The sequence below is a fragment of the Sphingomonas sp. OTU376 genome, from assembly GCF_038440415.1.
GTDB classification, from domain to species: Bacteria; Pseudomonadota; Alphaproteobacteria; order Sphingomonadales; family Sphingomonadaceae; genus Sphingomonas; species Sphingomonas kyeonggiensis_A.
In genome coordinates this window covers 78,423-100,357 of sequence record NZ_JASATQ010000004.1, presented here as the reverse complement: position 1 = coordinate 100,357, position 21,935 = coordinate 78,423, and the positions used below count along the sequence as shown (strand labels likewise).

19 protein-coding genes and 1 pseudogene are annotated in these 21,935 nt (G+C 65.7%); 7 read left to right on the top strand and 13 right to left on the bottom strand.

Features of this window, described 5'->3' with window-relative positions; translation table 11 throughout:
• The first annotated feature begins 13 nt into the window (after nt 1–13).
• Nucleotides 14–1,390, top strand: a complete 1,377-nt coding sequence (locus AAHM44_RS03310; RefSeq protein ID WP_342249004.1) for a DUF1254 domain-containing protein — start codon at nt 14–16, stop codon at nt 1,388–1,390.
• 127 nt (nt 1,391–1,517) lie between these two features.
• Here AAHM44_RS03310 and AAHM44_RS03305 read toward each other — a convergent pair whose 3' ends face one another.
• The 3 genes from AAHM44_RS03305 to AAHM44_RS03295 form a co-directional block, all read right to left on the bottom strand.
• Nucleotides 1,518–2,336, bottom strand: a complete 819-nt coding sequence (locus tag AAHM44_RS03305; RefSeq protein WP_342249003.1) for a sterol desaturase family protein — start codon at nt 2,334–2,336, stop codon at nt 1,518–1,520.
• A 37-nt stretch (nt 2,337–2,373) separates the two neighbouring features.
• On the bottom strand, nt 2,374–2,808 hold the full coding sequence (locus AAHM44_RS03300; RefSeq protein WP_342249002.1) for an EF-hand domain-containing protein: 435 nt from the start codon (nt 2,806–2,808) through the stop codon (nt 2,374–2,376).
• A 64-nt stretch (nt 2,809–2,872) separates the two neighbouring features.
• A complete protein-coding gene (locus tag AAHM44_RS03295; RefSeq protein WP_342249001.1) occupies nt 2,873–3,451 on the bottom strand; it encodes a hypothetical protein in 579 nt (192 codons plus the stop codon).
• A 162-nt stretch (nt 3,452–3,613) separates the two neighbouring features.
• Between AAHM44_RS03295 and AAHM44_RS03290 the strand changes: the two genes are divergently transcribed.
• On the top strand, nt 3,614–4,330 hold the full coding sequence (locus tag AAHM44_RS03290; RefSeq protein ID WP_342249035.1) for a response regulator: 717 nt from the start codon (nt 3,614–3,616) through the stop codon (nt 4,328–4,330).
• 4 nt (nt 4,331–4,334) lie between these two features.
• On the top strand, nt 4,335–5,696 hold the full coding sequence (locus AAHM44_RS03285) for an ATP-binding protein (RefSeq protein WP_342249000.1): 1,362 nt from the start codon (nt 4,335–4,337) through the stop codon (nt 5,694–5,696).
• Between the two features lie 14 nt (nt 5,697–5,710).
• Here the strand turns inward: AAHM44_RS03285 and AAHM44_RS03280 are convergent, their stop codons facing one another.
• From AAHM44_RS03280 to AAHM44_RS03255, 6 genes are all read right to left on the bottom strand, one after another.
• On the bottom strand, nt 5,711–5,989 hold the full coding sequence (locus AAHM44_RS03280) for an HU family DNA-binding protein (protein ID WP_342248999.1): 279 nt from the start codon (nt 5,987–5,989) through the stop codon (nt 5,711–5,713).
• Between the two features lie 50 nt (nt 5,990–6,039).
• On the bottom strand, nt 6,040–7,155 hold the full coding sequence (locus AAHM44_RS03275) for a serine hydrolase domain-containing protein (RefSeq protein ID WP_342248998.1): 1,116 nt from the start codon (nt 7,153–7,155) through the stop codon (nt 6,040–6,042).
• Nucleotides 7,156–7,383: 228 nt separating this feature from the next.
• On the bottom strand, nt 7,384–8,169 hold the full coding sequence (locus tag AAHM44_RS03270) for an enoyl-CoA hydratase-related protein (protein WP_342248997.1): 786 nt from the start codon (nt 8,167–8,169) through the stop codon (nt 7,384–7,386).
• 122 nt (nt 8,170–8,291) lie between these two features.
• On the bottom strand, nt 8,292–9,476 hold the full coding sequence (locus tag AAHM44_RS03265) for a serine hydrolase domain-containing protein (protein WP_342248996.1): 1,185 nt from the start codon (nt 9,474–9,476) through the stop codon (nt 8,292–8,294).
• 23 nt (nt 9,477–9,499) lie between these two features.
• Complete coding sequence (locus tag AAHM44_RS03260; RefSeq protein WP_342248995.1) at nt 9,500–10,213, bottom strand: GntR family transcriptional regulator; 714 nt, start codon at nt 10,211–10,213, stop codon at nt 9,500–9,502.
• Nucleotides 10,210–11,517: a serine hydrolase domain-containing protein gene (locus tag AAHM44_RS03255; RefSeq protein ID WP_342248994.1), complete on the bottom strand. Its 1,308-nt coding sequence runs from the start codon at nt 11,515–11,517 to the stop codon at nt 10,210–10,212. The genes AAHM44_RS03260 and AAHM44_RS03255 overlap by 4 nt, the downstream gene beginning before the upstream one ends.
• Before the next feature lie 136 nt (nt 11,518–11,653).
• Here AAHM44_RS03255 and AAHM44_RS03250 point away from each other — a divergent pair, with 136 nt between their 5' ends.
• Together AAHM44_RS03250 and AAHM44_RS03245 are read left to right on the top strand one after the other, a co-directional pair.
• Complete coding sequence (locus tag AAHM44_RS03250; protein WP_342248993.1) at nt 11,654–14,029, top strand: TonB-dependent receptor; 2,376 nt, start codon at nt 11,654–11,656, stop codon at nt 14,027–14,029.
• Between the two features lie 86 nt (nt 14,030–14,115).
• The gene (locus tag AAHM44_RS03245; RefSeq protein ID WP_342248992.1) at nt 14,116–14,352 is read left to right on the top strand and encodes a hypothetical protein; all 237 of its coding nucleotides are present in this window, start codon (nt 14,116–14,118) and stop codon (nt 14,350–14,352) included.
• A gap of 172 nt (nt 14,353–14,524) precedes the next feature.
• Here AAHM44_RS03245 and AAHM44_RS03240 read toward each other — a convergent pair.
• Nucleotides 14,525–16,273 (bottom strand): annotated as a pseudogene (locus AAHM44_RS03240) (chloride channel protein).
• 184 nt (nt 16,274–16,457) lie between these two features.
• Between AAHM44_RS03240 and AAHM44_RS03235 the strand changes: the two are divergent.
• Both AAHM44_RS03235 and AAHM44_RS03230 read left to right on the top strand, forming a co-directional pair.
• Nucleotides 16,458–16,586: a hypothetical protein gene (locus tag AAHM44_RS03235; RefSeq protein WP_342248991.1), complete on the top strand. Its 129-nt coding sequence runs from the start codon at nt 16,458–16,460 to the stop codon at nt 16,584–16,586.
• Between the two features lie 229 nt (nt 16,587–16,815).
• Nucleotides 16,816–17,022 (top strand): hypothetical protein, encoded by a 207-nt coding sequence (locus AAHM44_RS03230; RefSeq protein ID WP_342248990.1) that lies wholly within the window; start codon nt 16,816–16,818, stop codon nt 17,020–17,022.
• Between the two features lie 115 nt (nt 17,023–17,137).
• Here the strand turns inward: AAHM44_RS03230 and AAHM44_RS03225 are convergent, their stop codons facing one another.
• From AAHM44_RS03225 to AAHM44_RS03215, 3 genes are read right to left on the bottom strand one after another with little or no spacing between them, the layout of a single operon-like run.
• Complete coding sequence (locus AAHM44_RS03225; protein WP_342248989.1) at nt 17,138–17,443, bottom strand: ArsR/SmtB family transcription factor; 306 nt, start codon at nt 17,441–17,443, stop codon at nt 17,138–17,140.
• Nucleotides 17,444–17,453: 10 nt separating this feature from the next.
• The gene (locus AAHM44_RS03220) at nt 17,454–20,690 is read right to left on the bottom strand and encodes an efflux RND transporter permease subunit (protein ID WP_342248988.1); all 3,237 of its coding nucleotides are present in this window, start codon (nt 20,688–20,690) and stop codon (nt 17,454–17,456) included.
• Nucleotides 20,687–21,703 (bottom strand): efflux RND transporter periplasmic adaptor subunit, encoded by a 1,017-nt coding sequence (locus AAHM44_RS03215; RefSeq protein WP_342248987.1) that lies wholly within the window; start codon nt 21,701–21,703, stop codon nt 20,687–20,689. The genes AAHM44_RS03220 and AAHM44_RS03215 overlap by 4 nt, the downstream gene beginning before the upstream one ends.
• Nucleotides 21,704–21,935: the final 232 nt, after the last annotated feature.

Sequence of the window (21,935 nt, the reverse complement as noted above, 5' to 3'; positions counted from 1 at the left end):
TGGGAGAGTTTGAATGAGCGAAGGCAATCTTCAAATGGCGCGGCGGGACTTGCTGATCGCGGCGGCGGCAGTGCCGCTGGCCGGCGCGCTTGGATCGAGCAGCGCACGTGCGGCTGAACCCGCGCGCGGCGGCGATGAGGCGGCGATCCGCGCGGCCTTCTATTATGCCTATCCGCTGTACGAGTTCGCGCGCACCGAACAGACGCTGGGGCGCAGCCTGGGCGGGCCGGGCGTCCTCAACACGGTGACCCGCCGCGCGCAGCTCTCCGGGCCGCAGTCGCGCAACGTCACTGCTCCCAATAACGACACGATCTACGCCTCGTCGTTCCTCGAGCTGTCGGGCGGGCCGGTCGAGATTATCGCTCCGTCGATCCCCGACCGCTATTTCTCGATCGCCTTCATGGACGCGTTCACCGACAATTTCGCTTATGTCGGGACGCGCGCGACCAACGGCAAAGGCGGCCGCTTCTGGGTGGTCGGGCCGCAGTGGCGCGGCCGCGTTCCGGCAGGCGTTCGGGCACTACGCTCTTCGACGAATGACGTGTGGATGCTCGCGCGTGTCCTGGTCGAGGGTCCAGACGACCTCGCCGCCGCGACGGCGCTGCTCGGGCAGGTGCAGGTGAACGTCCCCGGTGGGCAGCGGACGGCACGCGGCTTCACCATGCCGGCAACCACCGGCGTGCCGGATGCAGCCAATTTCCTTGGCGTCGTGACCGAAATCCTGCGCCGGTCGCCCGATGGCCGGGGCGAGACTGCCCGCGCGGCACGCTTCCGCTCGCTCGGAATCGGCGTCGAGTCGCCGTCGCCGGCGCTGCTGGCGAGATGGTCGGTTTATCTCCCCAAGGGCTATCAGGACCTGCGGGAAGGCTTTCTGTTTCGCGACCTCGTCGTCGGCGGCTGGACCTACCAGCCGCGCGGCGTCGGTGAGTTCGGCCGGAACGACCGGCTCCGCGCGCTGATCGCGCTGGGGGGCATCGCTGCGCTCGGCGAGAAGGAAGCGATGTACTTCCACGCCAATTTCGATGGGAGCGGCGCGCGGCTTACCGGCGACAATGCCTATCAGTGGCGCGTGCCCCCAGGCGGCGTGCCCGCCAAGGCCTTCTGGTCGCTGACCATGTATGATCCCCAGCCCGACGGCCGCTACTTCCTGGTCGAGAATCCGATCGGCCGCTATTCGATTGGCGACCGGACCCCCGGCCTCGTCCATGAGCCCGATGGCAGCCTGATCATCCCGATCCAGCACGAGCGGCCCGAGGGACGGCTTGCGCCGAACTGGCTGCCGGCGCCCAAGGGTCCGATCCGGCTGGCGCTACGCGCCTATCTGCCCAAGCCGGAGTTGCTGGCGCGCAAATGGCGGGTTCCGGCGCTCGAGAAGGTCGCGCCGCAGTGATGGCGCGAGGGGTGACTTGCTTGCGCTGATACTCAGCGCGCTGCTGTGCCGGTTCGGGCATGGCTGGCTGCGGCGATGGACGCATCGCAGCGGCGTGGAACCGCCACGGTGACCCGCGAAGCGTTGGTCAGGATTTGGGTTGAGTGAAGCTGTGACCCGTGTCGGCTACGGCACCGGGCGGGCCGAACAGGGCGCGCACGACCTGGTCTAGCCCACGCATCCGCACCGCATCGCGGGCCATCCCCCACCATTCGCTAAGGGCGATTCCGGGCACGTTGTAGCTCGGGGCCCGATGCGCCAGGCCGTAGCGGATCGCTTCCCCTTCGACCTCGCGGGCAAGCGTTCCGAACAGCCGGTCGAACAGGATCAGGACGCCACCATAGTTGCGGTCGATATAACAGTCGTTGGAGGCGTGATGCAGCCGGTGATGAGCAGGCGTGTTGAAGACCCATTCGATCGGGCCAAGCCGCCCCACCGCTTCGGTGTGGAGAAAAAACTGATAGCGAAGGTTGGCGGCGAGGAGGACGAACACGCCAGCGGGCGGCAACCCCAGGAGCACGAGCGGCACGTAGAAGATCCAGCCGGCCGACAGCAGGTTGGTCCAGCCAAGCCGGAACGACGACAAGAGGGTCAGTTGCTCGGCAGAGTGATGGACGGCGTGCGAGGCCCACATCCAGCGGATGCGATGGCTCGCCCGATGGAACCAGTAATAGGCGAACTCCACAGCCAAGAAACCTAGCCCCCAAGTTCGCCAGTCGGCGAGCGGAAGCTGCCAGAGTGCAAGGCGCGATGCCGCCTCGAACATCGTGCCGAGGACGAACGCATTCAGCGCGGCGAACGGCAGCCCACCGGCGACCAGACCGAGCGTCGTCAGAGCGGCGCGGCCGTCATAGCCGCGGTTGCGGCCGAGCCGCCAGGCGAGCTCGGCCAGAATGAGCGCCAGCATGGCTACGAGCCAGAGGGGCGAGCGCTCGTAGTTCATGTCAGCGACCGCCGCCCATCTTGCCGAGCATTTCGCGGATCGCCGCGAGCTCGTTCTTGTCGACGGAACCGTCCCGGTTGGCATCGGCACGGTCGAAGATCGGCATCGGGCCGTTGGCCATCTCGGCGCGGGTGACCCTGCCGTCATGATCCGCGTCCGACTGGCCAACCATCATGTCGATCAGCGGACCGAGCTTGTCCGCCGCGCGCTTCATGCGCGGCAGATCGGCCCGGCTGATCGCGCCATCACCATTGCGGTCCATCTTGTCGAACCGCGCGAGGCGCGACGCGGAGAATTCGGCGCGGTTGATCAGGCCGTCGCCATTGGTGTCAGCGCCATCGAAGGCCGCCGCCAGACGGCTGCCCTGCGCGGCCGCTGGAGTCGCGATCGCGAACATCGCGAGCGTCGCGAGGCCGAGGGGTATGAACTTGAACATCGAAATTCCTCTCTTGGGCCGGCATGCGGCCGTGCGGGGGATGCGCGGCCGCCGCCAGGGAGCTTCAGGGCTGGCGCGTGACAGTGCCGGTGCGGGAAACCGTCGCGCCGCTCGGAGCGGTGCGATTATAGTTGTAGTTTGCCGAGCCATCGCCATTGTTGGTGATGCTGGTGCTGCGGCCGAACGTCGTGCCGCTGTTGATCGTGGTGGTGCGGCCGCCGGTGTAGCTGCCATCGGCCCAGTTCGCGTCGCGCGAGCTCGTGTAGCCACGCCCGTTATTGGCCTGGACGCTGCGGTCGCCAGAATAGGCTCCAGGACCCCAGCTCGAGCTCTGCGACTTGGTATAGCCGCGGCCATTATTGGCCTGGTTGCTCACGTTGCGCGTGGCGTAGCCCGGACCCCAGCGAGTGCTGCGGGCGGAATCATAGCCGCGCCCATTGTTCGTCCGGACGTTGCGATTGACGTCGCGATAGCCGGGGCCCTGGGCCACCGAGCGCGACTTGAGAATTCCCCGGCCGTTGATTCCCTGCACGCTCACGGTGTGGCCGCGACGGACCTGGGCATGGGCGTCAGCGGGAACGGCGACAAGCGCCACCGTCGACGAGGCGGTGAGCGCCATCACGCTCAGCATGTGTTTCAGCATTTCATACTCCTTACGCAGTTACTTCGACGGGTCGCGCCGTCGAGGTGCATATGGACCCGAGCTGTCCTAAGAGTGCGTCAGGGCGGTGACTTAGTGTTACGAAGTGTAACCCTGCGCCGTGGGCCGCTGGCCTATGGCGCCTGGCCGAGGCACAAGATCGCCATGCAGACCAGCTTCATAGCGGTCGTCGAGGACGACAATGAGATCCGGGCGCTCGTCACTGCCCTGCTCGCGCGCGAAGGTTTCGAGGTGGGCGGCTGCCGCACCGCTGCCGAATTCGATCGCCTGCGCGAGCGCCAGCGGATTGACCTTGCCATCCTCGACGTCATGCTTCCAGGCGAGGACGGCCTGTCCTTGTGCCGTCGCCTGCGCGCCACCGAGGATATTCCCATCTTGATGGTCACTGCCAAGGGGGATGATGTCGATCGGATCGTCGGGCTCGAGATCGGTGCCGATGACTATCTGCCGAAGCCGTTCAATCCCCGCGAGCTGGTCGCCCGGGTGCGTGCGATCCTGCGCCGGACTCGGGATGCCCAGCGCGTCGCGCCGACCCAGCCTGCGGAGCGATTCCGCTTCGCCGGCTGGTCCCTGGATACCGCGACGCGAGTCCTGACCGATCCGGTGGGCGAACCGGTCGAGCTGACGGCGGGCGAGTTCGAACTGCTGATCGCGTTCGTTCGGCAACCTCAGCGCGTGCTCAACCGCGACCAGCTGCTCGATTGGACGCGCGGCCGAAGCGCAGGCCCTTTCGATCGCGCGATCGACGTCCAGCTCAGCCGGTTGCGGCGCAAGCTTGCCGCACATGCCAGCGGCGAGACCTTGATCAAGACGGTGCGGGGCGGCGGCTATGTCTGCTCCGCGATCGTCACAAAGGATTGAGCGAATGCTGCTCAGCCCCAACCTGTCGCTGCGCATCGCCGCGATCCTGCTCGCCGGCTTCGTCGCGTTGCAGATCCTGCTGCTCGCGTCGCTGGCCTGGTCGGGCTTTGGCGACACCCAGCGCCCCTATAATCTCCCAGAGGCATATCAGGTCGCCGCCATGGCGGATGCGCTTGAGCATGGCCGGCCGCAGTCGCGAGCGGGCCTGCTCGCGGCCTTCAACGACTCGCTCTATCAGGTCCGGATCGCGCCGGTGGCGGCGCAGGCTTCCAGCGACGAGGATTTGCTGCGGCTGCGCGCCGCTTATGCGGAGGCCCTTGCCGGTCGGGAAGTCACGCTTTCCGGCGAGCAGCCCTGGCTTCGGCGCCTGTTCGGAAGCCGGCCGCGGCCGGCGCGCTTCGTGGCGCCGGTGGCGCTTTCGGTCCGCCTAGCCGACGGGCATTGGATGGTCGTCGAATCCCGGCCATCGGCGCTCATCAACCGCAATCTGCGCCGCCGCGCGATCTGGGGCGCAGTCGGCGCGGCGCTTCTCCTCGCTGCCCTCCTGCTGGCGGTCCGCCAAACCACCCGGCCGCTGGTGAGGCTGTCGCGCGGAGTCCGCCGCTTCGCGGCCGACCTCGACGAGCCAGACATACCGGTCACCGGACCGCGCGAGGTACGCGAAGTCGCCCAAGCGTTGAACGAGATGAAGGCGCGGATCGCGGCTCTTGTCGAGCAGCGAACCCGCGTCCTGGCGGCAATTGCCCATGACATGCGAACTTACCTGACGCGGTTACGATTGCGCGCGGAGTACATTGGAGATCGCGCGCAGCGCGATCGCGCTGCGCGCGATCTCGACGAGATGTCGATGCTGCTCGACGATACGCTGTTGCTCGCGACGCAAGGCGGAGAGGCCGCGCCAGATGCGGTGCAGCTCAACGTCGCCGACGAATTGATCGCTTTGGCAATAGAGCATCGTGAACTCGGAAACGGCGTCGAGCTGCGGTGCTCGCTCGACCGGATGGTCATCCGCGCCCGCCGTACCGGCTTCCGGCGGGTTCTCTCCAATCTGATCGACAATGGCCGGCGCCATGGCCGGCAAGTCTCGATCGCGGCCCATCCGGTGGGCGAGACCATCCGCATCGAAGTGCGCGACGACGGTTCGGGCGTCCCCGAGGAGGCCTTGGCCACGCTGGGTGAGCCCTTCCATCGGCTCGACCCTTCGCGCGACCGCGAAACCGGCGGCGCCGGCCTTGGCCTCGCCATCGTCCGCGCGCTGGTGGCACGCGACCGCGCAAGCGTCCGCTTCGAGAATGCCGAGAGCGGCGGCTTGTCCGTAATGCTGAGTTACCCGGCAGACCGCGCGGCCGATGACACCACATCCTGACGATTCCGGCCGGTCTAGCGCCGGACGAGCTTGTCCTTGAACGATTTGGCCGGTGCGAAGCTGATCCTCGGCGCCGGTTTGATGTCCATCAGTTCACCGGTGCGCAGGTTGCGACCGACGCGCGCTGAACTCGTGCGCAGCCTGAACTTGCCGAAGCCGCTAAGCGTAACCTCGCGGTCGGCGATCGTGGCCTCGGTCAGCACGGCAAAGACGCTGTCGACGATCACGCGCGCGGCTTTCTTCGGAAGGTCGTGGCGATAGGCGATAACTTCGGCAAGCTCGGCAATATTCATCGGCGTGCTTCTCCTCGGTGAGATTTTCGAACGGCCCAGATCTCTCGGCCTCAGGGCAAGCCGAGATAAGTGTTGATGAGCGGCTGGAGCTGCTGCTCGAGCGCTACGCCCTGCTGGGAGCCGCCGATCGGTTCATACATCGCGATCAGCCCCCAATAGCCGCGGTCGAAGTCGATCCAGGGTGTCCAGCCAAAGGCCCCCGGACTTGAGATCAGTCGAGCTGTCGCGCACCGGCTCGAGAAAGGCGTGTCGTCGCACTCGTGCCAGGACGCCAATCCGTAATGCCATTCTCCCATGCTCGTCGTCACGTCCGGTGAAGCGAGTACCGGCAAGCCGGCGGTGCGATCCGCGACATAGGTATCGAGGTCGGTAAGCAGGCGCCCGCCAAGCATCGCGCTTAGAAACGCGGCATAATCCTCGGCGGTGGACACCCCGCCACCGCTCAGGCGGGGATTGCTGGTACTCGGGATCGAGTAAGCGGTCCGGCTGCTCATGCCGGCAGGATCCGCGACCTGCTGGCGGAACAAGCTCGGGAAAGACTGGCCCGACGCTGCCTCCGCCATGGCTCCCGCGATCTGGAGATGCGCCGGCCCATAGCTGAAGGCAGTGCCCGGAGCCGTGTCCAGTCCGCGCTCGTAGAATTCGCGGGCGCATGCGGCGATGGTCGTGTTGCCGTCCGAGATGCAGCCGCGATCCGTCTCGAGCGGGTTGAATCCCGAAGTGAAGCTGAGCAGCTGCTGCAGCGTCACCTGGCTGCGCGGGTCGGCAGGATCATTTGTCCAGTAGGACAGATATTTCTGCGGATGATCGCTCAGGCTCATCCGCCCGGCCTCGACCAGCCGCAGGATCGTTGCTCCCGAAAGCATCTTTGTTGCCGAAGCTATCGATGCGGTCGCCGTCGAGGGGAAACTCCCCTTCTGGTAGCGATAGACGATCCCTGCGCGCGTGCCGACGATCACATAAAGATTGGCGACGGGAGACGCATCGATCGCTGCCTGCAGTGCAGCAGTGCTCGGCGTCGGTGTGGGCGAAGGTGATGGCGAGGGCGTCGGCGAAGGCGTTGCTGTGGGAGTCGGCGACGGACCAGGGGTCGGCTCGCTCCCCCCGCTCGAGCAAGCTGCAAGCAGCAGCAATCCGGCAAGCGACGTGGGTCCGCGATACGCCATACAAAACAATCCCAATTCGAGGTCCGACGGCGGGGCGCCGACAAGGGCAAAGGGTAGCCCTGCCGCCGCCTTGGAGATCCCGTCCCCGAAGGGCGGGTTGCAAGACGCAACGGGTAGGAAGGCCGCGGCGCCAGGGAAAGAATCAAAGTGTTACGAAGTGTAACCGGGTAGCTCCTGGAGCAGCTTCGGACGGCAGTCGGGCGCTGCTGAAGTGGCTCGAAAACCCGTTTAGGACCGGTCGCAAGTAGGCACCGGGCCAGGCGCGCCTGCCTCGCGGCGGGCGGCAAAGGCGTCGAGTGCCGCGCGGACCTCGGGAGTCTGCAACGCGGCCGAGAAATGCCCGTCTTCCCGCGCCATCTGTTCGGACAGGACTCGCGCATCGCGCATCAGGCACTTGGTCGCGGCAACCGCTCCCGGGGGGAGCCGGGCGATGCGAAGGGCCTGCCCCGCGGCTTCGCGGTCGAGCACGTCGATCGCCACGCATCGATTAGCAATGCCGAGCGACACAGCTTCCCGCGCGTCGATGCTCTCGCCAAGTGCGAACATCTCGAAAGCGCGCGCATGACCGATCCGAGCCGGGAGAAGCCTGCTTGAGGCGGCTTCGGGGACCAAGCCGAGCTTCACGAACGGAACCGATAACCGAGCCGTGTCCGCGACGATCACTATGTCGCAGTGGAGCAGCATGGTCGTGCCGATGCCGATGGCCTGGCCCTGGACCGCTGCGACCACCGGCAGCGGCGCCGTTGCCAGCCTGTCGAGGAAGCGCAACACCTGCCTCCCTCCTGGCTCGCCGGCCGCCGCCGAAGCAAAGTCGGCGAGGTCATTGCCTGCAGAGAAATTGGCGCCATTCGCGCGGAGCAGCACGGCACGCGCGCCCGCGTCGGCCTCGACGTCGGACAGGATATCGGCGAGCTGCCCGTACATCGCTTCGGTCAGTGCGTTCATCTTGTCCGGACGATTGAGCGTAATCGTGACGACGCCTTCGGCATCTGCGCGCAGGATCACCTGGCCCATGCGATCTCCTGTCCGAACTCGCCTCTGAAAAGCTGCAACAAGGGTTGCAGCGGTACCGCGTTGTAACAGAACTGGCGGCGAGCACTCGGACCCGCCGCCAGCCTGAAACGTATCGATTGTTGTCAGGGCTGGAGCGCAGTCACCATCAGCGGCTGCAGCACCTGCTCGAGTTCGACACCCTTTTCAGCGCCATTGTCGTGGTCCTCGGTGGCGATCACTGCCCAATAGCCGTTCTTGCGATCGATCCAGGGCGTGAAGCCCCAGGCGCCGGGCGACGAGTTGATCTTGTCGTTCGCGCACTGGGTCGCATAGTTCGCGCCGCCCGTCCCGAATTCGCATTCGACCCAGCTGCCCTGCGCATATTCCCATTGGCTGCCATTGTTGGCGAGGATCGCGACCGGAACCTCGCCCTTCGTCGCGGTCAGCGTGCGCGGCGCGAAGAAGTTGTCGAGGTTGGTCACGAGCTGGCCGTTCAACAGTGCGCGCATGATGATCGCGTAGTCGTCCGCAGTACTCTCGCCGCCGGCAGCCGCCCAGGGATTGGCAGGGCTCTGCAAGGCGTAGCTGGTATTGGTGAGCCCGAGCGGTGTCGTCACATAGCGGGCGAAGATAGTGCCGAAATCACCGCTATCGGCTGCATCGAGCATGCCGGCCGCGACCTGCATGTGGTGCGGTCCATAGAAATAGACGGCACCCGGGACGCTGTCGATGTTGCCGTTATAGATGCGGCGGATGCACAGATCGAGCGTGGTCAGCTTGTTGTAGACGCAGCTCAGCAGGTTCGAGTCCTTGGTGTTGAACCCGCTGGTGAATGCCAGCAGCTGTTCGAGCGTGATCTTGCTGCGGTTGTCGCTCGCGCTGTTCGTCCAGTAGCCGAAATATTGCTGCGGCTTGGCAGCCGCAGTGATCTTGCCGGCCTGGATCATGCGATAGGAAAGGATGCCGGTCAGCAGCTTGGTCGCCGAGGCGAGCGCGAGCTTCTGGTTATATTCGATCGCGCCCTTCTTATAGCGGCAGATCTCGCCCTGGCCGTTGCCGAAGACGATCGCGACATTCTGGAGCCGGGCGGCATCGACCGCTGCGCGGATCGGCGCGCATTTGTCGACCAGCGCAGCCTGGGCCTGCGGCTGCACCGACAACGCGGTTCCGACCGAGGCAGCAGGCAGCTGCGCACGGGCTTCGATCCGGACGGAGCCGGGCGCTTCCGGAGGCGTATTCACCGTTGCGTTGATCGCATAGGCGGCGAATGCGGTGCTCGATGCGCATAGCAGTCCGACGCCAATGAGTTTCTTCGACAACTTTTTCATTATCCTCTCCTCTTCTTGGTTATTCATTCCCCCCGGTATTCGTTCGGCTTTGCATCGCCGCCGCGCTGGACCTGCCAGCGAAGGATTCGGCGATAGGAGGTTTCGGTCATCTGACGTCCGAGCCGTTCGGCGGCCTCGGCGTCGCGCATGCGAAAGGCTGTCGCGAGCTCGATCCAGAGATTGGTCGCCTCACCCATCGCCTGCTCGGTCTGCACGCTCATCGGGATGAATCCTGACAGCGCGCCCTGGGGCACAGGGCCGACGATATCGTCGATGCGCCGGTTGTCAGCGACGGCGATGGCAAAGTTGCCGGCTTCGATCGCGGCACGCGCGAAGTCGTCCGGCGAGGTTTCCGGCGCGCGACCCAGCGTGATGACGCGATTGGCGCGCTCGAAGAACTCGCCGACCTGATCGTCGCTCGCCTTCATCACCGCAAAGCGGAAGGCGAGGCCGAGCATCGCGCCTGAAATCAGGATCGACTCGAGTGTCGGCGAGCCGTCGAGCGCAGCGACCCGCGCACCAATCTTGGGCACAATCTCGACCCAGCCCTTGGCGTGGAGCAGTTTTAGCGCGTCGCGCACCGGGCCACGGCTTGTGTCGAACTCATTGGCCAGCGCTTGTTCCGTAATGCGCGCGCCGGGCGCGAGAATACCCTGGTTGATGCGGCGCACGATCTCGCCCGCGATACGCTCGGCCGCCGGCGTATCGTCGAGAGGGGCTTGTGTTCTTCGGTTCAAGGCAGGTTCCCGTAGACAAGGCGACGCAGCTCGTCGCGCAACGGGTGGATGCCGGAGGGAAGCTTTTGAGTCATCAGGACGACGCTGGTGCGAGTGACCGGATCGACCCAGAAGGTCGTGCTGGCGGCGCCGCCCCACGCATATTCGCCGCGATGACCGATACCGCCGGCGGCGGCCGGATCGACCAGAACCGAGCCGCCCAGCCCGAAGCCAAGACCCTTGACCTCGCCGCCGAGTCCGAAGCGGGCCGCTGCGCTGAGCGGCATGTCGCCGAGCGCCGCAGGCAGCTGGTTCGACATCATTGCCTGGACGCTCCTGGCGCTGAGCACACGGGTGCCGCCGAGCACGCCATGTCCGATGAGCATCTGCGCGAACCGCGTATAGTCTCCCAGTGTCGAGAAAAGGCCGCTGCCCCCCATCGGGATCACATTGTCCTCGCCCCAGGCAGGGATCATCGGCGGGTTGAGCCGCATTGTCTTGCCATCGGGACCGCCGACATACATCGTGGCGAGCCGTGACCGCTTCGACGCGGGCAGCGCGAAATGGGTATCGACCATCTTGAGGGGCTTAAGCAGCCGGACACCAAGATAGGTCGCATAGTCCTGCCCGGATGCAGCCTCGATGATGCGCCCGGCGATCTCGAGCCCGCTGCTGTAGAGCCATTTCTCGCCTGGCTGGAAAGCAAGGGGAATCGTCGCCAGCACTTCGCTGTAGCGCTTGAGCGATGTGATCCCGAGAGAGGGACGGAACTGGCCAGCAACCAGGCCGATGCGATGATAAAGCTCGGCGCTCGGGTCGAAACCCTTGTTGAAGCTCTCGCTCAGGCCGGAGGTGTGGGTGAGAAGATGGCGCACGGTTATCGGGCGCTTGGCTGGCTCGGTCACGGGCTTGTCGCCATCGAACCGGACCAGTACCTGCGGCTCGGACCATTCGGGAAGGAACTCGCGTATCGGCTGGTCGAGCCTGACTTTTCCGTCCTCGACCAGCGTCATCATGCACGCAGCGGTGATCGGCTTGGTCATCGAGTAGACGCGGTAGATCGTCGCTTCACTGAGCGGCGTCCGCGACTCGCGATCGGAGAAGCCGTGGAGGCGCGTGAGCGTCGCGGCCCCTGGCCTGACGATTCGAACCGCTGCGCCACTGACCCAGCCATTATCGACAATTTTGGCAAGCCACGCGTCGAGGGCAGCAGACAGGGTCTTGCCGTCGCCTGCAGCGGCAAAGCCCGGCGCGGGCAGCATCGCGGAAATGCAGGAACCGGCAAGCGCTACGCCAAAGGCGCGGCGGCCCATTGTCTCGGTCATTCTTGTCCTCTCCGTGTCGTTGGTGCCAGTTGTAAACAATACCTGGTATCGTTGACAATAGCTGTAACTCCCGAGTAACAGAGCGCGTCGCGAGAATGCTTCAAACGAGAGCGTGCGTGGCGGGGAGGATTGGAAAATGAAGCAACGGCAAATGGGCCGCACGCTGTTGGCGACGAGCATGATCGCGCTCTGCGCGACGCTGTGTACAGCCAAAGCGCAAGCGCAGGCGACATCTACCAGCCAGGCGGAAGCGCAGCCGGCGGAGGAAGACTCCGATCAGGACATCGTCGTCACCGCCCGCTTCCGCGCTGAGACCGCTCAGGACATCGGCGGCAGCATATCGGCGATCGACGGCCGCGCGATTGCCCGCGAGGGCATCGACGACTTCGAGGACATCGCCCGGCGCACGCCGGGCCTGTCGACCATCGATCGCGGGCCAAGCCAGAACGACGTCAGCGTCCGCGGCATCTCCAACGGCGTTGCTCCACGGTTGTCCGATCTCGGCGGCTCCGGCCCGCTGGTGAGCCAGTTCCTCGACGATATCCCGGTTGCCGCAGCGACCGCCAGCCAGCGCGACTTCAACTATTTCGACTTCGACCGGATCGAAGTGCTACGCGGTCCCCAACCGACATTGTTCGGCGAAGGATCGGTCGGTGGCACGATCCGCTATTTCTCGCGCGATCCGCAGCTCGGCGGCAGCACGGTCTCCGACATGGTGTTCCAATCGAGCCTGTCGTTCACCGACGAAGGCGGCGCCAATGTCGCCGCGTCAGCCGCCACCTCGTTCATCCTCGTGCCCGACAAGCTTGGCATCCGTGTGGTCGGAAACTACCGCAAGGACGACGGCTTCATCGACAATCCCCGGCTCGGGATCGAGAATTTCAACGATTACCGGGCCTTTAGCGGCCGCGCGGTCGCACTGTGGAAGCCGACCGGCGACTTCTCGGTCCGACTGATGGCCTTTGCCGGCCGCGACGAGTTCGGGGGTACTAATGAAGTGAGCGCGCCCCCGGCCGCCAAGACCGCGCTTACGCTCTCGACGCCGGTCAGTGGCAGCAACCATGACAATTTCGAGCTCTACACCGGCAGGCTCGAATATGATGCCGGACCCGTTACGCTGACCTCGATCACCGGCTGGTACAGCCGCAGCCGCAGGGACGAATTCTTCGACGCCCAGTCAGCGGCGGCCTTCGGTCTGTTTACGACTTCCTTGACCGCGGTCGGCCTGTCCAACGCCGACGACCAGAGCTTCACCCAGGAGTTCCGCTTCGCAACCAATCTGGGCGGCGCCTTCGATCTGATCGGCGGCGTCTATTATCAGGACGCGAGCTACATCGCGCACCTGACGACCAGCGCTCCCGAGTTCGCGCCGTTCACCGTGCCCGCGGGAGGCACGACGCTGATCGGTCAGGCCGGCTCGGTGGACTCGCGCCAGATCTCTGGCTTCGTCGAAGGCACGCTCAAGGCGAGCGACCGGCTGCGCCTCATCGCGGGCGTTCGTTATGTCGACGAGAAGATCACCAGCGTCTCGATCCAGTCGATCGCGGCGTTCGGCGGCGGGCCAACCGGCCTTGCCCCGCCCTTCGTGATCGCGGACGTCAACGCGACCGCAACAGCGGCGGGCATTCCGCTCGAGGAATCCTTCCAGCTCCGTCGTTTCCTGCCGCGGGCCGCGATCGAATTCGACGTCAGCGACGATGCGATGCTCTATGCGATTGCCGCCACTGGCGTGCGCAATGGCAACCTCAACCCCTTCACTTCTGCGCTGCGCGGCGCAGGCAATCCGCCCAGCCTCACCCGGTTCGAACAGGCGCGCTCGTTCCGCGAAGACGAAGTGCTGTCCTTCGAGGTCGGCGCCAAGACGCGCTGGCTGGACAATGCGCTGACCCTCAACCTTTCGGCGTTCCACACCGACTTCAAGGATCCGCAAATCCTGACGGCCAACCCGTTCGTGCTCACGCTCAACGGGCCCGATCTCGAAATCTACGGCGTCGAGCTCCAGTCGAGCTGGCGTGCCGCGCGAGGCGTCAATTTCTACCTGAGCGGCACCTGGCAGGATGCATCCTTCCAGAGCGGCGCCACGCTCGCCAATCCCGCGACGCTGGCGACGCTGGGCCTCACCGAGGATCTGAAGAAGGGCAACCGGCCGGTGAACACGCCCGAATGGGCGGCAGCAGCCGGCCTCGATATCCGTCAGCCGGTCGGGGACGATCTCTCGATCACCGGGAACTTCTCCTACCAATATGTCGGCTCGCGCTTCGCGCTTTCGCAGAATTATCCGTCGAGCCGGATGGGCGAGCAGAATTTCGTCAACCTGCGCGTCGGCCTGGAAGGCGAGCATTGGTCGCTCACGGCATTCGTCGACAATTTGACCAACGAGATCGAGTATCAGGCGATTCAGGGAAATACCGGCACGCCGATCCTGGTTGGCGGCAAGCTCGATTTTCGCCCGACCAGCGTCTCGATCAATCGCCCGCGCACCATCGGCATCCAGCTCGGCACGCGGTTTTAGGCAGCAACTGCAAAGGACCAAACCTCCCCAGAAAACTGGTCTGGAAAAGATTTTAAAGCTGATATCGTGAGATAAGCTGGGGCAGCATGCACTTCGTAATCGGCGGCGCGGTCAACGGCCGGCGCTTCTACGGAACCCCGCCCGCGATCGGCAACAACACCGCAGACGACGTTGGACAGGGCTGCCTGTTGCCGACGATCGGGGTCGATCAATATGCGTCGACGCTGGCCAGCTGGTTTGGCGTGACACCCAGCAACATGTCGACCGAGCTGCCCAATATCGGCAATTACAACGCATCGACCTGGAATTTGGGCTTCGTCTGACAGGGGATAAGAGCCCTTTATCTATGCGAAGTAGCTTGCGGGTACGCGGGCGGCCGTCGTCGACCCGCCGTGCCTTAGGCAAACGCACGATCTGCCGTCGTTGCCGGTCCACCATGCGCGATCACAGATCGGGTAGCTTTCTGCTTGCCGCAACCGCCATAGAGCGCAGCGCTCAGCGCTCGCCGAAGAGTTCTTGATGCGCCTTTTCGAGTTCCTCGGCATAACGCCGCCGCACAAAGGATTCCGAGAGGATGCCGAGCACGCGGCGCTCCGAATCGAGAACCGCAAGTTCATCCGCGCCGGAGACGTCGAAGCGGGTCATTACCGCCGCGATATCCAGTTCCGGCGCCAACGCCGCTTCGCGGTTGATCGCGAGACTGCCGACCGGCTTGGCGAGATCCACGCCCTCGGCATAGGCGCTCGGCGTCTGGACGATGCCCGCATAGTGCTCCGCGTCGTCGATCAGCACGACGCGGCTGGTCGCGCCAAGGGGAAAGCGCCGGCGAAACGCCTCGATCGTGATTGAGGCGGGCGTGGCTTTGGTATCGCGCCGCATCATCCGCCCCGCCGTGAGAGTCTTGACCCATCCCACGTCGCGGGCACTCTTGATCGTTTCTCCCCGCAGATGGAGCCGCCAGGTCGAGAAGCTGTAGCCGAACGTCTCACGGACGACGGTCGAGGCGACCAGCGCGGCTGCCAGCACCGCGCCGGTCAATGAGAAATCATGGGTCGCCTCGAGCACGAGCAACGCCATGGTCATCGGGCCACCGACCACGGCGACCGCAAGCGCGGCCATGCCCACTAATGCGGCATTGCGGGGGTCGAGGACGTCGTGTCCGGCCACGCCGGCGATCCCGGCGGCAAAGAGATGGCCGATCAGCGTGCCGAGGAACAAGGAGGCGAAGAAGAGGCCTCCGCGAAAGCCGAAGCCGAGCGAGACGATCGATGCCAGCGCCTTGGCGACGAGGATCGAGGCGATGAACAGCAGCGGCGCCCCTAGCGCCAAATCCGCATGGAGCGCGCCATGTCCTGCGGAAAGCACCTGCGGCGAGAAGAATGCGATCGGCATCAGCAGCGCGCCGCCGATGATCGGGCGCGACCAGGTCGGGGCCGGCAAGCGCCGCGACAGGTTTTCCACGAACGCCACCGCCCGCATCAGGGCGATGCCCGCAACGGCGCACAGCAGCGCCAGGCCCGCATAGAGCAGATAATGCTACGACTGGACGCCACCGCCCGAGGCGGCATCGATCACATAGGGATGGGCGCCGAACAGCTTCGAGACCGATACCGCGGCGAGTGCTGCGGCGGCCACCGGTGCGATCGCGGACGGCGTATAGGCCCCGATGACTATCTCGAAAGCATAGAATGCTCCGGCCAACGGCGCGCCGAACGTCGCCGCAATCGCAGCGCCGGCGCCAGCGCCGACCAGGCTGCGCAGGTCGGCACGACGTAGGCGGAATGCCGTCCCGACGCTCGAGGCGATCGCGCCGCCCATCTGGGCATAGGCCGCCTCGAGCCCGACCGACGCGCCAAACCCATTGGAGATGACGGTCTGGCCGGAGATGACGAGACTGTCCGGCATGGACATGCGTCCGCCATGCAACGCGTTCGCTTCGACGGCGTCGACGAGGGGCCGTTTCCTCGCGGCGGTCACCCGCGTGAAAACCGCGAGCGCGGCGCCCCCGAGCGGCAGGACGAGCAGGCTCGACCAGGCGAGCGCCGGCGTCGCGCTGAGCCGCGTTGCCGGCGGCAGCAGGAACAGCCAGTGTTGCGCCGTCCGCGCGGCTGCGCCCAGAATGACGCTGCCCAGGCCCGCCGCCGCGCCGACGAACACCGCCAGGAGAATAAACGCGGCCTCGCTCGACCGCACCCGCCGACGCGTCCAGGTAAAATAGCTTACGATGCGCCGCGTGGAAACCATCCGGACCTGTCAACATGCTGGAAGGGGCTCGATAGCTGTCGCTAGTAGATTGCACCAGCGCCGTGGGAGGCATCACGGGCAGATGTCCGGATGGTGACGTCGCCATTCTCAACCGCTAATACGGCCGGCCAATAGCGGGAGCGGCTGATTGTCTCGAACGAAACTCGTTGCCGCACTCATGCTGGTGACCGGAGCTTTGCTCGCGTCTTTGACGCTGGTGGCGGAGGCACCCAACTGGCCGGTGGCGATCGTCGCCGTGATTGCGTCGATCGGCCTGCTTTGCATATTGGGATGGCTGATCGCACGCAACTAAGGTCGTCCACCTTGTGCCGGGGTCAGTGCCTGCGCGTGGATCGGCGGGGTGGCCGGGGATCTCCCCGGCTCTCGAGGCGACACTTAGGGCGCGGCGTCTCGCTGCAAGGCGGCAGAAGCTGGCAATTTCGACGCTGATCGGGACGAGGCAGCAAAGACCTGCCATGCTTTTGCAATTGCGGAAGACGAGCCTGTCCCTGCATAGCGGATAGATGCGAGGAGAGAATTCAGTGCTCGAACGCGTCCGCGCGCTCATCGCGCGGCTCGCGCCGGAGCCGGCGTGCGACGAATGTGTTGCGGAGAAGCTCGACCTCCCTTGGCCCAGCCAAGCCAATCAGGCCGCTCGCGAGCTCGCAGGGTCGAACGGCTTCGCACGCAGCACCGGAATCTGTGCGCTGTGCGGCGCACCGCGTATCGTCACCGAGCGAAAGAGTTAGAATAGGGCCGTTGCCGCCGGCAATCTATGTCGCCCTCGGTCGGCGCACCAGAGGCTCCGCAGCGACTGTCCCCGCCGGAAGGACATCTCGCCCATCTCCACGTGCCTAGCGCATTTCAGCGCGGAGCATCCTCGGCGCAGAAAACGCCATGCAACGTCTCGAGCACGCGCGCCGCCCCCTCATGGGCGATCGAATAATAGAGCGTCTGTCCGTCGCGGCGCGCCGCGACGATCCCATCCTTGCGCAACAGGGCTAATTGCTGCGACACGGCGGTGTCGCGCATGCCTGTAAGGCGGACAAGCTCGCCTACGGGCTTCTCGCCTTCCCAGAGATGGCAGAGAAGCTGCAACCGGCTGCGCCCCGAAAGCGACTTCAGGAATTCCGACGCGCGGTCGAGCGCGGCAAGCATATCTTGTTTCACAGGTCTACAGCTATGCAGACATGCGCCCGGTTGCAAGTCGCCCATCATCGCGCAGCACCACATAAATTGCCGGAATTACGAGCACGGTCAGGAGAGTGGACGAGGCGAGTCCGAACAGCAGCGAGATCGCGAGGCCCTGAAAGATTGGGTCGCTGAGGATCACGGCTGCACCGATCATCGCGGCGAGCGCGGTCAGCAGGATCGGCTTGAAGCGGATCGCGCCCGCCTCGATCAGCACGTCTCGCAGCGATTTGTCCTCAGCCTGGGAGTGGCGAATGAAATCGACGAGCAGGATCGAATTGCGCACGATGATGCCGGCAAGCGCGATGAAGCCGATCATCGACGTCGCCGTGAACGGCGCACCGAACAGCATATGGCCGATGACGATGCCTACGAGGGTGAGCGGGATCGGCGTCAGGATCACCAACGGCAGCGTGAAGCTGCGGAACTGCGCGACAACCAGGAAATAGATGCCGAGCAATGCCGCGCCGAACGCCGCGCCCATGTCGCGGAACGTGACCCAGGTGATCTCCCACTCGCCGTCCCACAGCAAGGTCGGCTTGCTCTCGTCATCGGGCTGGCCGTGGAGGCTGACGAGCGGCTTCACAAGGCCCTTGGCGGCCCAGTCATTGGCGTCGATCGCGCGCTGCACGGCGATCATGCCGTAGATCGGCGCTTCGAATTCGCCGGCCAGCTCGGCCGTGACCATGTCGGCGGCGCGGCCATTGCGACGGAAGATGGTATGGCTGCCGGGTTCCTGCGATGCGTCGACCACCTCGCCGAGCTCGACCAGCCGCCCGGCCCCTGCTCCACGCGCCACCGCGACCGGCGTCGAGGCGAGCGGCGCGTCCCAGCGGCGCTGCGATTGCGGGAGCTCGATGGTGATCGGCAGCGGCGTGCGGCCATCGCCGCGCGGGGCATAGCCGACGGTGCGCGACCCCATCAACAGCCCGATCGAATCATACATCTCGCGCTCGGACAGGCCGTAATAGTCCAGCTTCGAGCGGTCCGGCACGAGCCGCAGGCGCGGGCGCGGCTGTCCGTAGCTGGTGTCGACATCGACGATGTACGGCACCGACTTGAACAGCCGCTCCAGTTCCGCCGCAGTCTTGCGGCGCACTTCGGCATTGGGGCCGTAGATTTCGGCGAGCAGGGTCGCGAGCACCGGGGGCCCGGGCGGGGTCTCGACCACCTTGATCGATCCGCCGGCGGGAAGCGCGATGCCCTCGAGCTTGTCGCGCAGGACCAGCGCTATCGCGTGGCTCGAGCGGCTGCGGTCGCCCTTGGGTAGCAGCGTAACCATCACGTCGCCCTGTTCGGGCTTGTCGCGCAGGAAATAGTGGCGGACGAGGCCGTTGAAATTGAACGGTGCCGAGGTTCCGGCGTACGATTCCATCGCCGTCACTTCGGGCAGCGTGCGCGCGACGGTTGCGATCTGTTCGGCGAGGCGGGCGGTATCCTCGAGCGCGGCGCCTTCGGGCAAGTCGATCACCACCTGCACTTCGGACTTGTTGTCGAACGGCAGCAGCTTCACCGTCACGGCCTCGAAATAGAACATCGAGCAGGCGAGCAATGTCGCGACGCCGACACCGCCGAGGAAAAGCCAGGCGCTCCGCTTCGTCGCGATCACACGCGATGCTACCCGGGCATAAAGCCGGCCGAGCCGGCCTCCGCCCGCTTGCGCATGGCCGTGCGCCAGCGTCTTGCGGGCAAAGCGAACCATCAGCCATGGCGCGATCACCACCGCCACGAAGAAGGAGAAGATCATCGCCGCCGAGGCGTTGACCGGGATCGGCGCCATATACGGTCCCATCAACCCGGAGACGAACAGCATCGGCAGCAGCGCTGCGACCACGGTGAGCGTCGCGATCACGGTCGGGTTGCCGACTTCGGCCACCGCATCGACCGCCGCATCGATGCGGCTGCGGCCGCCCTCCACTGCGACATCGTCCATGGCCCAGTGGCGCGCGATGTTCTCGATCATCACGATCGCGTCGTCGACCAGGATGCCGATCGAAAAGATCAGCGCGAAGAGGCTGACGCGGTTGATCGTGTAGCCCATCAGGTTGGAGGCGAAGAGCGTGAGCAGGATCGTCGTCGGGATCACGATCGCCGTCACGCCCGCCTCGCGCCAGCCGATCGCGAAGCCGATCAGGATGACGATCGAAAAGGTCGCCAGTCCCAGGTGGAAGAGCAGCTCGTTGGCCTTCTCGTTGGCGGTCTCGCCATAGTTGCGCGTCACCGCCATATCGAGGCCCGCGGGGATCAAGCTTCCCTTCAGACTCTCGGCCCTGGCGAGTACCGCTTGCGAGACGGTCACCGCATTGGCACCCGCGCGCTTGGCGACGGCGACGCTCACCGCCGGCGCGGCGCTCCAGCCGCCATCCGCCTTCGCCCAGCGCGCAACCTTTTGCTGCGCCTCCTGCGGCTGCTGGGTAACGGTCGCGACGTCGCGGACATAGACCGGCGCGCCGCTCGCGGAGGCCAAGGTGAGCATGCTGATGTCGTCCGCGCTCGCCAGCGTCCGCCCGGCGGTGACCGCCAGTTCCTTGCCCTGCTCGCGCGCTGTGCCGATCGGAAAGGCGCGATTGACCTGGCCGACCGCGTCGGCCAGCGCGCCGAGCGGAACGCCGTGCAGCGCGAGGCGCGCGGGATCGGGCGCGACGCGGATCTCCTCTGGCGCGCCGCCGGTGATGAAGGTCAGGCCGACATCGTCGACCTTGGCGATCTCGCTGCGCAGCCGCTCCGCCATCTCGCGCAGCGTCGCCGCGTTCCAGCGCCCCGCCTCACCGGCCTTGGGTGAGAGTGTGAACACCATGATCGGCACATCGTTGATGCCGCGCACCGTGACCAGCGGCTCGGGCACGCCCACGGGAATGCGATCCCAGTTGGCGTGCAGCTTCTCGTTGATGCGGGTTGCCGCCGCATCGGGATCGGTGCCGACCAGGAAGCGCGCCGTCACGAGCACGCCATCATCCTCGGCCTGGGTATAGCTGTGCTCGACACCGCCTACCGAACGGACGATCGTCTCGAGCGGCTTGCCGACCACTTCGATCGCGTCGGTCGCCGACAGGCCGGGTGCCGCGACGCGGATATCGACCATCGGCACGCTGATCTGGGGCTCCTCCTCGCGGGGGATCGACATCACCGCCAGCAGCCCGAGCGCAATCGCGGCGAGCAGGAACAAGGGGGTGAGCGGCGACAGGATGGTGGCGCGGGTGAGCGCGCCCGAAAGGCCCAGCTTCATCGCGCGGTCTTCCCGGCGACCAGCACGTCGCCAGCGGTTGCACCGGACAGGATCTCGACCTGGGCGGGATCGCTCGTCGGCGCGGTCTGCACCGGCACCGCCGCGGCGGTGCCGTCCTTCGCAACCAGATCGACATAATCGATGCCGAAGCGCGTGGAGACGAAGCGCTTCGGAATAATGATCGCGGGGTGCGTTCCAACATCAACCATCACGCTCAAGCGGCGGCCGACCAGATCGGTCGAGAGCCCGGCCACTTCCACATCGGCGCGAACGCGACCGCCGGACACCGCCGGATAAAGCTGCACGACCGTACCGCGCCGGCCGCCCAGTTCGCCGTCGTCCAGGATCGTGACGCCCGCGCCCTTGCGCAATTGGCGCGCGAGCGATTCGGGCACGTCGAGGCGCAACAACGCAGGGCCTGCGGTGATCGTGGCAACCGACATCCCCGGCGCCACCACCGAACCGGCGGGGATATCGGCACGCAAAACGCGGCCGGTCGCCGGCGCGAGGATGGCGCCCTGGCCCGCGACGGCTGCGCTTGCCGAGCGCTGGGATCGCGCAGCGCGCACCTGTGCGTCGGCGGAACGGGCGGCTGCCTGGGCCTGGTCGAGCCGCGCCTTGGCATAGACGCCTTGCTTGTAGAGATATTGGATGCGCGCGAGCTCCGCGCGCGCCGCTTCGGCCTGGGCAACGGCCGCCGCGGCCTGTCCCTCATAAGCATTTGTCTCATAGCCCAACCGGGAGTCGACGATCCGTCCGATCAGCTGACCCTTGATAACCTGGTCGCCTTCGCGAACCGTGAGCTGGGTCAAGGTTCCAGGGATGCGCGCCAGCGCCTCGGCCTGGTCACGCGTGGTGATCTCGGCGGCGAGCGGCTTGCGCTGCGGCACCTGGCTCTCCCGGATCGTCAACCGTTCGCCCTGGGCCGGGCGCGGCGCGGGCGGTTGCGGCTCGCCGCCGCCGCAAGCGGTGAGCAGGAGCGCGCCAGCCAGCGATGTCCATATCCGCGCCATTCCGGCTCTCTCCCGCTGAAGGCGTTGCACCCCGGCTGGCGCGTTTCGGGCAGCCACGATGTACCGGGCATGCCTATCAGCCGGCCAGACACGGCCGAATTGGGACAATCCCTTATGGGAGGGCAGCCGGGTTTCCACGAACATCTCCATCATCGCTCGAGCGCGCATTGCGAATCTTGTTAGTTGCGCATATATTGCAACTACGCATATAAACAAGCCGACCGAAACAGGA

Bases quoted from the DNA above. Each gene is read 5' to 3' on its own strand.
- AAHM44_RS03215 (WP_342248987.1), bottom strand. From the start codon at position 21,703: ATGGCGCGGATATGGACATCGCTGGCTGGCGCGCTCCTGCTCACCGCT.
- AAHM44_RS03245 (WP_342248992.1), top strand. From the start codon at position 14,116: ATGCACTTCGTAATCGGCGGCGCGGTCAACGGCCGGCGCTTCTACGGA.
- AAHM44_RS03270 (WP_342248997.1), bottom strand. From the start codon at position 8,169: ATGGGCCAGGTGATCCTGCGCGCAGATGCCGAAGGCGTCGTCACGATT.
- AAHM44_RS03310 (WP_342249004.1), top strand. From the start codon at position 14: ATGAGCGAAGGCAATCTTCAAATGGCGCGGCGGGACTTGCTGATCGCG.
- AAHM44_RS03265 (WP_342248996.1), bottom strand. From the start codon at position 9,476: ATGAAAAAGTTGTCGAAGAAACTCATTGGCGTCGGACTGCTATGCGCA.
- AAHM44_RS03300 (WP_342249002.1), bottom strand. From the start codon at position 2,808: ATGTTCAAGTTCATACCCCTCGGCCTCGCGACGCTCGCGATGTTCGCG.
- AAHM44_RS03275 (WP_342248998.1), bottom strand. From the start codon at position 7,155: ATGGCGTATCGCGGACCCACGTCGCTTGCCGGATTGCTGCTGCTTGCA.
- AAHM44_RS03250 (WP_342248993.1), top strand. From the start codon at position 11,654: ATGAAGCAACGGCAAATGGGCCGCACGCTGTTGGCGACGAGCATGATC.
- AAHM44_RS03220 (WP_342248988.1), bottom strand. From the start codon at position 20,690: ATGAAGCTGGGCCTTTCGGGCGCGCTCACCCGCGCCACCATCCTGTCG.
- AAHM44_RS03285 (WP_342249000.1), top strand. From the start codon at position 4,335: ATGCTGCTCAGCCCCAACCTGTCGCTGCGCATCGCCGCGATCCTGCTC.
- AAHM44_RS03295 (WP_342249001.1), bottom strand. From the start codon at position 3,451: ATGCTGAAACACATGCTGAGCGTGATGGCGCTCACCGCCTCGTCGACG.
- AAHM44_RS03290 (WP_342249035.1), top strand. From the start codon at position 3,614: ATGCAGACCAGCTTCATAGCGGTCGTCGAGGACGACAATGAGATCCGG.
- AAHM44_RS03255 (WP_342248994.1), bottom strand. From the start codon at position 11,517: ATGACCGAGACAATGGGCCGCCGCGCCTTTGGCGTAGCGCTTGCCGGT.
- AAHM44_RS03305 (WP_342249003.1), bottom strand. From the start codon at position 2,336: ATGCTGGCGCTCATTCTGGCCGAGCTCGCCTGGCGGCTCGGCCGCAAC.
- AAHM44_RS03280 (WP_342248999.1), bottom strand. From the start codon at position 5,989: ATGAATATTGCCGAGCTTGCCGAAGTTATCGCCTATCGCCACGACCTT.